Origin of the sequence: Jannaschia donghaensis, assembly GCF_001403795.1 — a bacterium.
Classification (GTDB): Bacteria; Pseudomonadota; Alphaproteobacteria; order Rhodobacterales; family Rhodobacteraceae; genus Jannaschia; species Jannaschia donghaensis.
Genome location: NZ_CXSU01000005.1, coordinates 337,952 through 348,580, shown reverse-complemented (window position 1 = coordinate 348,580; position 10,629 = coordinate 337,952). Strand labels below are relative to the sequence as shown.

16 protein-coding genes are annotated in these 10,629 nt (G+C 67.6%); 8 read left to right on the top strand and 8 right to left on the bottom strand.

Going from position 1 to position 10,629, the window contains the following annotated elements; translation table 11 throughout:
- The 3 genes from JDO7802_RS02345 to JDO7802_RS02335 all read left to right on the top strand — a co-directional run.
- Nucleotides 1-818 (top strand): ATP-binding cassette domain-containing protein (locus tag JDO7802_RS02345; RefSeq protein WP_144430513.1); only part of this gene is annotated, 818 nt, incomplete at its 5' end.
- Nucleotides 815-1,270 carry a hypothetical protein gene (locus tag JDO7802_RS02340; RefSeq protein ID WP_055082213.1) on the top strand — a complete coding sequence of 152 codons (456 nt, stop codon included), beginning with the start codon at nucleotides 815-817 and terminating at the stop codon, nucleotides 1,268-1,270. The genes JDO7802_RS02345 and JDO7802_RS02340, both read left to right, overlap by 4 nt.
- An 11-nt stretch (nucleotides 1,271-1,281) precedes the next feature.
- A complete protein-coding gene (locus JDO7802_RS02335; protein ID WP_055082211.1) occupies nucleotides 1,282-2,727 on the top strand; it encodes an aldehyde dehydrogenase family protein in 1,446 nt (481 codons plus the stop codon).
- On the opposite strand, the gene JDO7802_RS02330 is transcribed toward JDO7802_RS02335, so the two are convergent.
- Both JDO7802_RS02330 and JDO7802_RS02325 read right to left on the bottom strand, forming a co-directional pair.
- Complete coding sequence (locus JDO7802_RS02330; protein ID WP_055082210.1) at nucleotides 2,728-2,976, bottom strand: putative antibiotic biosynthesis monooxygenase; 249 nt, start codon at nucleotides 2,974-2,976, stop codon at nucleotides 2,728-2,730.
- An 80-nt stretch (nucleotides 2,977-3,056) separates the two neighbouring features.
- Nucleotides 3,057-3,425, bottom strand: coding sequence for a nuclear transport factor 2 family protein (locus tag JDO7802_RS02325; protein WP_055082208.1), 369 nt, complete (start codon nucleotides 3,423-3,425; stop codon nucleotides 3,057-3,059).
- A gap of 111 nt (nucleotides 3,426-3,536) precedes the next feature.
- On the opposite strand from JDO7802_RS02325, the gene JDO7802_RS02320 reads away from it, so the two are divergent.
- Genes JDO7802_RS02320 through JDO7802_RS02305 form a run of 4 tightly spaced genes read left to right on the top strand, consistent with a single transcriptional unit; the run spans nucleotide 3,537 to nucleotide 5,919 of the window.
- Nucleotides 3,537-4,277 (top strand): SDR family oxidoreductase, encoded by a 741-nt coding sequence (locus JDO7802_RS02320; RefSeq protein WP_055082206.1) that lies wholly within the window; start codon nucleotides 3,537-3,539, stop codon nucleotides 4,275-4,277.
- A 10-nt stretch (nucleotides 4,278-4,287) separates the two neighbouring features.
- Entirely contained in the window at nucleotides 4,288-4,641 is a 354-nt protein-coding gene (locus JDO7802_RS02315; RefSeq protein WP_055082204.1) for a cupin domain-containing protein, read from the top strand.
- Nucleotides 4,638-4,943, top strand: a complete 306-nt coding sequence (locus tag JDO7802_RS02310) for a hypothetical protein (protein ID WP_055082202.1) — start codon at nucleotides 4,638-4,640, stop codon at nucleotides 4,941-4,943. The genes JDO7802_RS02315 and JDO7802_RS02310 overlap by 4 nt, the downstream gene beginning before the upstream one ends.
- Before the next feature lies 1 nt (nucleotide 4,944).
- Complete coding sequence (locus tag JDO7802_RS02305) at nucleotides 4,945-5,919, top strand: P1 family peptidase (RefSeq protein ID WP_055082200.1); 975 nt, start codon at nucleotides 4,945-4,947, stop codon at nucleotides 5,917-5,919.
- 86 nt (nucleotides 5,920-6,005) lie between these two features.
- Here JDO7802_RS02305 and JDO7802_RS02300 read toward each other — a convergent pair whose 3' ends face one another.
- A complete protein-coding gene (locus JDO7802_RS02300; protein ID WP_055082980.1) occupies nucleotides 6,006-6,449 on the bottom strand; it encodes a nucleoside deaminase in 444 nt (147 codons plus the stop codon).
- 73 nt (nucleotides 6,450-6,522) lie between these two features.
- On the opposite strand from JDO7802_RS02300, the gene JDO7802_RS02295 reads away from it, so the two are divergent.
- Nucleotides 6,523-7,905: a pseudouridine synthase gene (locus JDO7802_RS02295; RefSeq protein WP_055082199.1), complete on the top strand. Its 1,383-nt coding sequence runs from the start codon at nucleotides 6,523-6,525 to the stop codon at nucleotides 7,903-7,905.
- On the opposite strand, the gene JDO7802_RS02290 is transcribed toward JDO7802_RS02295, so the two are convergent.
- The 5 genes from JDO7802_RS02290 to JDO7802_RS02270 all read right to left on the bottom strand — a co-directional run.
- A complete protein-coding gene (locus JDO7802_RS02290; RefSeq protein WP_055082197.1) occupies nucleotides 7,902-8,525 on the bottom strand; it encodes an inner membrane-spanning protein YciB in 624 nt (207 codons plus the stop codon). The genes JDO7802_RS02295 and JDO7802_RS02290 overlap by 4 nt on opposite strands.
- A 37-nt stretch (nucleotides 8,526-8,562) precedes the next feature.
- Nucleotides 8,563-9,459, bottom strand: a complete 897-nt coding sequence (locus JDO7802_RS02285) for an EamA family transporter (protein WP_055082195.1) — start codon at nucleotides 9,457-9,459, stop codon at nucleotides 8,563-8,565.
- Between the two features lie 7 nt (nucleotides 9,460-9,466).
- A complete protein-coding gene (locus tag JDO7802_RS02280; protein WP_055082192.1) occupies nucleotides 9,467-9,877 on the bottom strand; it encodes a GNAT family N-acetyltransferase in 411 nt (136 codons plus the stop codon).
- Nucleotides 9,874-10,329, bottom strand: coding sequence for a hypothetical protein (locus tag JDO7802_RS02275; RefSeq protein ID WP_055082190.1), 456 nt, complete (start codon nucleotides 10,327-10,329; stop codon nucleotides 9,874-9,876). Before JDO7802_RS02275 ends, JDO7802_RS02280 begins: the two co-directional genes overlap by 4 nt.
- The coding region (locus JDO7802_RS02270; RefSeq protein ID WP_222836382.1) for a hypothetical protein at nucleotides 10,326-10,629 on the bottom strand (304 nt) is incomplete at its 5' end. The genes JDO7802_RS02275 and JDO7802_RS02270, both read right to left, overlap by 4 nt.

Here is a 10,629-nt window from a genome sequence, read left to right as displayed (position 1 = left end):
CCCGCGACTTGCTGGCCGCGTCGCGCCCGCCGCCGCGCCCGTTGCGCGCCATCGACACGCATCCCGTTCTGACCGCCACAGCCGTGACCCGCACCTACGGCGCGTTGCGTGCCGTCGACGACGTGTCGCTGACCCTGCACCGCGGCGAATGTCTGGGGCTGGTGGGCGAATCCGGTTGTGGCAAATCCACCCTGACCCGCGCGCTTCTGGGGTTGGAGCCGGTGCAGGCGGGCGCGATCACCCTGATGGGCAAGCCCGCCGGAACAGCCATGACCCGCGCCGATCGCGCACGCATTTCCGTGGTGTTTCAGGACCCCTACGGGAGTTTCGACCCGCGCTGGACCGTGCGCCGCCTGGTGCAGGAGCCGTTCCACCTGACCGGCCGCCCGCCCGACGCCGACGCCCGCGCGGCGCAGGCGTTGGAGCAGGTCGGCCTGAGCGCCGCCGACCTGTCCAAGTATCCGCACGAATTCTCGGGCGGCCAACGGCAGCGGATCGCCATCGCCCGCGCCCTGATCACGCAGCCCGAGGTGGTGGTTCTGGACGAAGCTGTCTCCGCTCTCGATGTCCGGGTGCGCGCGCAGGTCCTGGGCCTGCTGGCCGATTTGCAGGACCGCCTTGGCCTCGCCTATCTTTTCATCACACACGATCTGACGGTGGTGCGCGCGGTTGCCGACCGCATCCTGATCATGCGGGCGGGCCGGATCGTCGAACAAGGCCCGACGGCGCAAATCTTCGACGCGCCGCAGGACCCCTATACCCGCACCCTGCTGGCGGCGGCGCCGACCATTCCCGCTGACTGGCGGACCGCGCGATGACCCTGCTGCACGCCTCGATCGCGGCGCGCGCGCCTGCCGCCATGGCCCGGACGCTGGCAATGCTTCTGGGCGGATCGGCCCATCCATTTCCGCCCTGCCCCGGTGCCTGGATCGCCTTCGCCGATGCAGACGACGGCACCGCAGTGGAGGTCTATCCCGCCGGCACCCGCCTGAAACAGGGCAAGGACACGGTGGTGTTCGAACCGGGGCCACCGCGCCGCTCCACCTCCGCGACGCATCTTGCCATCGCGTCCCCGCTGGACGCCGACGTGATCATCGCAATGGCCCAGGCCGCCACGTGGACCGCGCGGATCTGCGACCGCGGGCCCTTCACCTGCGTGGAGATATGGACCGGCGAGGGCGTGATGATCGAAGTGCTGGACCCCGAGATGCTGGCCCACTACCGAACGGGCATGACCGCCGCGCGGTGGCGCGCGATGTTCGGCGACTGACAGGAGAGATCATGACCGACGCCCTCTGGTTCGACCCGTCCGAAATGCTGATCGGGGGCCGCTGGTTGCGCGCCGCCGAAACGCTCCCGCTCACCAATCCGTCGACCGGCGGATCTTTGGCGCAGATCGCGCGCGGTCAGGCACGGGAAATCGACGCCGCCGTGGCCGCAGCCCATCAGGCCCTGCACGGCGACTGGGGCCGCATGACCGCGCTGGACCGGGGTCGCCTGCTGACCCGCATCGGACAAGCCGTCTTGGAGCGGGTGGAGGAATTGGCCGAGCTCGAGGCGCTGGACGTCGGCAAGCCGCTGGCACAGGCCCGCGCCGATGCCGTCGCCCTGGCACGGTATCTGGAATTCTACGGCGGGGCCGCCGACAAGATCCACGGGGAAACCATTCCTTATCTCGACGGCTATACCGTCTATACGCTGCGGCAGCCCCATGGCGTGACCGGCCATATCGTGCCCTGGAACTATCCGATGCAGATCATCGGACGATCCGTCGGGGCCGCACTGACCATGGGCAACGCCTGCGTCCTGAAACCGGCGGAGGAGGCGTGCCTGACGGCCCTTGCCTTCGCGCGGATCGCGACCGAGGCGGGCCTGCCCGACGGGGCGCTCAACGTCGTGCCGGGTCTGGGGGCCGAAGCCGGGGCCGCGCTGACGGCCCATCCCGGCATCCACCACATCAGCTTTACCGGCTCCGTGGCGACCGGGCGGATGGTTCAGAAAGCGGCGGGCGACAATGTCGTGCCGGTCACGCTGGAACTGGGCGGCAAATCCCCGCAACTGGTGTTCGACGACGCCGATCTAGACGCGACCCTGCCGTTTCTGGTCAACGCCGGCGTCCAGAACGCGGGCCAGACCTGCTCGGCGGCGTCGCGCATCCTGGTCCACCGCGATATCCACGACGACGTGGTCGCGCGCATGGCCGACCGCTACCGCGCCCTGCGTGTCGGCCCGGCGCTGGACGACCTGGACCTCGGCCCCCTCATTTCCGCCCGCCAGAAGGAAATCGTCGAAGGCTTTCTTGCGCAAGCCGGCGACCTGACCGTGGCAGCACAAGGTGACATCGTCGCGGGGGCCAACGCAGGCGGCAGCTTCGTCCGTCCGACCCTTCTGACCGGGGCCACACCCGATCATCCGCTTGCCCAGCAGGAAATCTTCGGCCCCGTGCAGGTCGTCATTCCCTTCGGGTCCGAGGCGGAGGCGGTGGAGATCGCCAACGGCACCGATTTCGGGTTGGTCGCCGGGGTCTGGACGCGGGACGGGGCCCGCCAGATGCGCCTGGCCCGCGATCTGCGCGCCGGTCAGGTCTTCGTGAACAACTACGGCGCCGGCGGCGGCGTGGAGCTGCCCTTCGGCGGCATAGGCAAGTCCGGTCACGGGCGCGAAAAGGGGTTCGAAGCGCTTTACGGCTTCAGCCAGCTCAAGACCGTGGCCGCCCGTCACGGATGATCATGCACGCGGATCGGCCTTTGCGATCAGGGCCTTTGCGTTCGGGACCACCAGAAACGTGATAAGCGGGACGCTGCACATCGTTGTCAGAAATGTCTCGATGAAAAGCGGAAGTTCGAACGGACCAAGAAGGTACGATCCGATGGTCACGACCGGATAGACCGACAACCAAACAAGCCCCATCAGCATCAGCCTGTGCCGCGTGGGATTGTCGTCGTACTTCGTCGTCAGTTCGGCTTTGTCGGTCATCGCGGTGTTCCCTCGCTTCGGAAACACCCGATACTCCAAACGGGTCCCACCCGACCCGCGACACCCTGACGCTCCCACGGTCAGCCTGTGGGATAGAAGAATTCCTCCCGCACGATCCGGCCGTCCTTGACGGTATAGATGCCGATGTCGCGCATCTCCTCGATCTTGCCGGTGTCGCGCTTTTTCATCTTCATATCGAAGATCACCGCGAAGCGATCGTCCCCGTGTGGCATGGGGTCCGATGCGTCGCCGGACACCTGTTCGTACATGCCCGCGAACCAGTCGTGTTTGGCGCGGATCCCGTCGCGGCCCCGCGTCTCGCGGCCCTGCCCCATATCCGCGGCCTCTACGCTGACGGCATCTTCGGCATAGAGCTTGTCCAGGTTTTCAGCCTCCCGCCCCTCCCGGCATCCGGCCACCAGTTCCCTGGCCACTTCATCGAAGGTCATCGGCACTCCTCCCGTTTGTGAACCTCTTCCCTTTATCACGAAATCGCCCTGCGCGCCGCAATTGCATGACGCGCCCCCCTCGGGCATCAACACGGGGCGGGAGGGCACGCCATGAGACTGGACAGCAAGACGGCCATCGTGACCGGCGGGGCTTCGGGCTTCGGGCGCGGCATCGTGGAGAAATTCGTCGCCGAGGGCGCGCGCGTCTTGATCGCCGATAGGAACGCGGATGGCGCGGCAGAGGTCGCGCAGGCCACACAAAGCAAGTGGGAACGGATCGACGTGTCCAACGGCGAGGATTGGGCCGGGCTGACCGCGCGTGCGATGGACGGATGGGGCCGCATCGACATCCTTGTTAACAACGCGGGCATCACCCACCTGCCGCAACCCATGGAGGATGTCACCGAGGAGGACTTCGACCGCGTCCTGTCCGTGAACGCGAAATCCGTCTATTGGTCCGCGCGCCATATCGTGCCGCACATGAAGGCTGCGCGGGCGGGGGCAATCCTGAATGTGGCGTCAACCGCTGGCGTCAGCCCGCGCCCTAACCTGAACTGGTACAACGCCTCCAAGGGGTGGATGATCACCGCGACCAAGGCCATGGCGGTGGAACTGGCACCCCACGCGGTGCGCGTGAACTGTCTGAACCCGGTCGCGGGCGACACGCCGTTGCTGGCGTCCTTCATGGGCGAGGACACGCCCGAGATGCGGGCGAAATTCCTGTCGACCATCCCCATCGGGCGGTTCTCGACCCCGCAGGACATGGGGAACGCCGCCTGTTTTTTGTGTTCGGACGAGGCGAGCATGATCACCGGCGTCGGCATGGAAGTCGACGGCGGGCGCTGCATCTGAGGAGGATGGAATGAAGGTCACCCTTGCCGATAAGCTGTCGCAGATCTCGACCCACTGGGACCCGCACGTCGTGGCCGACTACAACGGCAACGATGTCATGGCGGTGAAGTTTCAGGGGGAGTTTCCGTTCCATTCCCACGTCGACACCGACGATTTCTTTCTTGTGCTGAAGGGCGAGATGACGATGGACATCGAAGGGCAGGATAGCGTTCCGCTGAGGGCCGGCGACCTTTATATCGTGCCGGCAGGCGTCCGCCATCGCCCCCGTGCCGCGCAGGAGGTCGAGGTCCTGTTGATCGAGCCGAAGGGGGAGCCCAACAGCGGCGACGCCGACCGGCCCGCCGCCGCCAAGCCGCGGTTGTGAAGTTCCGCGTCTCCATCGGGGTTCTGGCGGGCGACTTTGCCACGCAGCAACTGGCGTTCGCGCATCTTCTCGACATCGCGCCGCAGGCCGACTTCGATCAGGTAGAGGTTCTGGCACGCCCCTGCGAGCGCAGGTTGGCGCATTTCTTCGGCCCAGATGGCGGGCCGCCGGATATGCCGGAAGACACGCTGATCCTGCTGATGCCGGGATCGGGCGTGCCGTTGGTGCGCACCGATCACCTGCGCGTCGTCGGGCGGTTCACCGGCACGATCACCCGCGCCCTGATCCCCGAGGAGGAGTGACATGCGCGCAGGCCCCCGCAACCTGATCACGGATGTCGCCGGTCTGCGGGTCGGCAACGGGCAGGACGCCGAATTGCGTTCGGGCGCGACCGTTCTGGTGGGGGACGCACCGTTCGTCGCGGGCGTGCATGTCATGGGCGGCGCCCCCGGCACGCGGGAGACGGATCTTCTGGCCCCCGACAAGTTGGTGCAGGAAGTCGATGCGCTGGTCCTGTCGGGTGGATCGGCCTTTGGTCTGGATGCGGCGTCGGGCGTCACCGACGGGCTGCGCGCCGCCGGGCGGGGCTTTGCGGTGGGCGACCAAAGGGTTCCGATCGTGCCCGCCGCCATCCTGTTCGACCTGCTCAACGGCGGCGACAAGGGGTGGGACGACAACCCCTACGGTGCACTTGGCCGTCACGCGCTGGACACGGCGGGGGTCACGTTCGGGATCGGCACCGAAGGCGCGGGTTACGGTGCCACGGTGATGGACATCGCCGGCGGCCTCGGCTCCGCCTCCGTCGTACTCGACAACGGGGTTACCGTCGGCGCATTGGTTGCGGTGAACGCCATCGGCCGCGTCTGCGACGACGAGGGCCGCTTCTTCGCCGCCCCCTGGGAATTGGACGACGAGTTTGGCGGCCGCACCGCAGGATGCCTTGACCCGACGTGGGAGCCGGGGGGCAAGCACGACGCGGGGCAGGCCACGACGATCGCCATCGTGGCCACCGACGCGACCCTGACGCAGGCCCAGGCCACACGCATGGCCATCGCGGCGCACGACGGAATGGCCCGCGCGATCCAACCCAGTCACACCCCGATGGACGGCGATCTGGTTTTCGCAGTGGCCACAGGCGCAACGTCGTTGCCGGAAACCGATGTCCACGGTCTGCGCTTGGGACATGCCGCGGCGACCTGCTTGTCGCGGGCGATCGCGCGGGGCGTATACGCGGCAGAAAGCGGCATCCTTCCGTCGTGGCGTGACAATCACGGCTGATGCGAACCGAATGAGTCGAGGTCGGTGGGCAAAACCCGAGATCGGCAAAGGCTCTGACGCTGGCCGCCACAGGCCGAAATTCCGCCTCAGCGGCGCTTCGCAAAGAAGTCGCGCAACAGCGCGGCGCAGGCGTCCGCGTCGATGCCATCGTGAACCTCGGGCGCGTGGTGCGTCTGCGGATGCGTGAAAACCCGCGCGCCCATCAGAACACCGCCCGACTTCGGATCCGCCGCGCCGAAATGCAGCCGGTCCAGACGGGCGTGTGCGATGGCCTGCGCGCACATCGCGCAAGGCTCCAACGTGACCCAGAGCGCGCAGCCCGACAGACGTTCCTGCCCCAGCACACGACAGGCGTCCCGAATGGCAAGGATTTCGGCGTGGGCGGTCGGGTCGTTCAACTCCCGCGTCCGGTTGCCGGCGCGGGCGATGACGTCCGGCCCCCGCGTGACGACCGCGCCCACGGGCACCTCGCCGCGCGCGGCGGCGGCGCGGGCCTCTGACAGGGCATCGGACATGAACGAACGGAACATGGGGTCGGGATGCCCGGCCCGCGCCGTGCGCGCAAGACTTCCCCCCGCGCCGTAACGGGGGTAGAGCGCCCACATGACAGATAACACCGACAGAGCCGGCGAGCGTATCGCCAAGATCATCGCGCGGGCGGGCCTTGCCTCGCGCCGGGACGCCGAGAAGATGGTCGCCGACCTGCGGGTCAAGGTGAACGGCAAGACCGTTTCCAACGTCGCGCACAACGTGATCGACGGCGACCGCGTTTCGGTCGACGGCAAACCGCTGCCCAAAGCCGACGGCGCGCGGCTGTGGCTCTACCATAAGCCAGCCGGCCTGGTGACGACCGAAAAGGACGAAAAGGACCGCGAGACGGTCTTTGACGCCCTGCCCGACGACCTGGGCCGGGTTCTTTCGGTCGGACGGCTGGACCTCAATTCCGAAGGTCTGCTGCTTTTGACCAATGACGGGGAGTTGAAGCGGCAGCTGGAATTGCCCTCGACCGGCTGGTTGCGCCGCTACCGCGTGCGGGTGAACGGCAAACCGAACGATGCGTCGCTGGAGCGGCTGCGCGCGGGCATCACGGTGGAGGGCGATGACGGGCCCGAGACATTCGCCGGCATGGACATCGTCTTCGACCGCCAGCAGGGGGCGAATGCCTGGCTGACCGTCGGCCTGCGCGAAGGCCGCAACCGGGAAATTCGGCGCGCCTTCGCCGCCGTGGACATGTACGTGAACCGCCTGATCCGCGTCAGCTATGGCCCCTTCCAACTGGGCAATCTGCCCGCCGGAGAGGTCGAGGAGATCAAGCCGCGTATCGTCAAGGAACAGCTTGGCGCGACGTGGGACGGCGATCTTGCCGAAAGCCGTCGGGAAACGGCCGTGCCCGAGACGAAAGACGCGCGCGCCGGCAAGGACGGATCGGGCGATACACGCGGGCGCAAACCCCGGCCGTCGGGCGACCGCCTGGTGGACCAAGGCCGCGGGACACCGCGCGACGATGCCCCGCGTGGCAAACCCGCGGGCAAGCCGCGCACCGGCAGCCCGGCCGAGGCCCGCGTGGCCCGTGCCGCCGCCAAGGGTGACCGCCCGCGCACCGGCAAACCGCCGGTGACCCGCAACGACGGCGACGGATCGCGGCCCCCCCGCAGCGCGCGCCCCGGTGGCGACGGCCCGCGCAAGTTCAGCACCAATAGACCGCCCCGCAAGGCTTGGGAGGGCGACCCCGACCGGCCCAGCCGCGACGGTGACCGCGCGCCTTGGTCCAAGGATGACCGGGGTGACCGCCGCGATGGCAAGCCCGGCGGCACCAAGCGGCCCGACGACAAGCCCAAGGAAACGAAGTCCGAACGTACGGCCCGTTTGCGCGCCGACAGCTCGATCAGTCTGCGCAAGGGCGGTCAGCGCGGGCGCGGCATTGCCAAGCCGAAAAAGGCCCCGTCATCGAAGCGGATGAAGAAACCGGGCGACGGCGAGGATTAATCCTCCGCCTCTCCAGTCGTTTCCTCCAAGGCGTGGGCCTTGAGCAGGCCAGCCTGCGAGAACAGGAAGACGAACATCGCGATCGGCATATCGAAGGTCTTGAACGTCACCCAGACCTCGGTCGACAGGAAGCGCCAGACCACCTCGTTGGCGACGGCCAGGATGACGAAGAACCACGCCATGCGGCGCGTCAGGATCATCCAGCCCTCGGGCGTCAGCGGCAGCGCCTCCGACAGGACATCGGCCAGGAAGCTGCGCCCGCGCATCAGACCGATGAACAGGATCCCCGCGAACAGCAGGTAAAGCAGCGTCGGCTTGATCTTCAGGAATCGCTCGTCGTTGAGCCAGACCGACAATCCCCCCATCACGGTGACGAGGACGGCCGTGAACACCTGCATCTTCGACAGCGTGCCCGTCAGCCACCACAGCAGCCCCGTCGTGATCAGGATCAGCGGCACGAACAGCGCCGTCACCACGATGAAGCCGCCGTATTCGGCCCCGTTCAAGACGTAGGTTTCGTCCTTGAGCCAGAAGTATCCGAGGAAGAACAAGGCCACCGGGCCGATTTCCAGCGTGGTCTTGATCCAGCCGGGGACGGGCTTGGCATCTGGGTCGGTCATCGCTGTCTCCTCGGGCGTTCCCGGTCACATAAGGGCTTCAGCCCGCGAACTCCACCACCACGGCACCCAGCGCGATCAGCGACATGAGGATCAGGCGCCGGGGGCCCACCGCCTCCTTGAGCAGGAACCATCCGATCAAGGCGGCAAAGACGGTCGACGTCTCCCGCAGAATCGCGGCCTCGCCCACCGAATCGAGCCGCGTCGCCATCATGATGGACCCAAACGACCCGAAGGCGACGATGCCGCCGATCAGGCCCAGCCGGACCAACGCCCCCTCCGGCCGGCGCCATTTGCCCCGCGCCGCCGCGATCAGCGGAAAATCCCAGGACGTCAGCATGAAGAACCAGGCAAGGAAGGTGAACGGGTTTTCCATCGCGCGGATGCCCCAGGCATTCCACGTCGTATAGATCGCAACCATCAGACCCGTCAGCACGGCCAGACCCAGCGCGGGGACCAATGTCGCGCGGTCGACCGTCACCTTCGCCATGTTATAGGCGGACAGACCGAACAGCCCCGCCGTCAGAAGCGCCACGCCGCCCCATTGCGGCCAGGTGAACACCTCCCCGAAGATCAGCCCCGCGCCGAAGACGGTGAACAACGGGCCGGTGCCCCGCACCACCGGATAGACGACCGTATAGGCCCCCCGCGCGTAGGTCGCGCCCTGCAGCGCCTTGTAGGTGAACTGGATCGCGACCATTCCCACAAGGACCCACCACAACTCCGCCGGTGGCCAGGGCACGACGAACAGGGCGATCGGGGCCGACATCGCGAAGATGGCGACGTCCATCGCGGTGCGCGACGTCCAGGGATCGTAGGTGCCCCCCTTTTGCAGCGCGCCGAACAGGGCGTGCAGAAAGGCCGCGGCAAGCGCCAGCCAAAGCGCGAGGGTATGCCCCGCCTCGGTGCCCTGCACCGCGTTGATCCAATCCGTCATGCCACGCTCAGGTCGGGGCGGCGCGGTTTGGATCGGCCAGCCGGTCCAAACCGCGACAGGGCCGGAAACCATGCGCTGCATAAAGCGGCACGGCCCGTTCCGACGACACCAGCGACAGGTGGCATTCGGGCGGCAGGTTCGCTTCGCACCAGGCCACCAGACGGGCCGTCACGTCTTGCCCTAAGCCTTTGCCCTGCCTCGACGGATGCACCGCGATATCGACCAGTTGGACGAAGCATCCGCCGTCCCCGACGATCCGGCCCATCGCGACCAGATCGCCGTCGGCCAGGACCGTCACCGAATACAGCGACCGGGCCAGCCCGGTCCGTGCCGCCGCCACCCCGCGCGGGCCAAGTCCGGCGGCGGCGCGCAGGGCGACATAGGCTTCGGGCGTGGGGGTGACTTCGGACCAGATCACCGGAACGCCTCGTCAGTCATATCCAGCCCCCGCAGCGTCGAGAGCAGGACCGGAGCGCGCGCGGCACCGACATAGATCAGCGCCTCGGCCGGGCGGGGCGTCGTCTCGGCGAAGGCCGTCACCAGGCTGCGCACGATTCGCTCCTCCAGCCCGGTCTCGCGGTATTCGGGCCGCACGGCCAGCATGTCGATCAGGGCCACGCGGGTGCGCCCCTCCATGTGGCGTGGCACCAGTCGCGCGCGTTGCGGCATGGCGTCGGGCGACAGCTCCACGATGGCCCCTTGCCCGATCAGCAGGTCGCGGTCGCGCGCCCAGACGGCGGAATGACCCGCAAACCCCTCCGGGCAGGTGCCGCGGTCCAAAAGGCCCGCCGTCCGTATGAACTCCGCGCGCTCGCGTTCGGACAAGGGTGCCAACTCGGGCCCGATCCGCAGGGTGTCGAAATCGGTCATCGCGCGGTCGGTGCCCAGTAAATGTCCAGCTCGGCCGCATCGGCCACACGGGTCACGAAATCGGGCGAGATCGATCCGGTGATGAGCGGCATCAGTTGCAGGGCCGAAAGCCCCTTGCCCCCTATGCCGATCTCTAGCACCCCGCGCGGATGCGGCAACGCGTCGAGAAAGGCCTGCGCCCGTTGCGTGTTTTCCGCCTGCGCAGTGTCCGCGAATTGCGCCAGAAACGCGGCTGCCGTGTCGCGCAGCGCCTGCACCTGAGGTTCCGCGTCCATCGTCGTATCCAATACCGCGGACCCC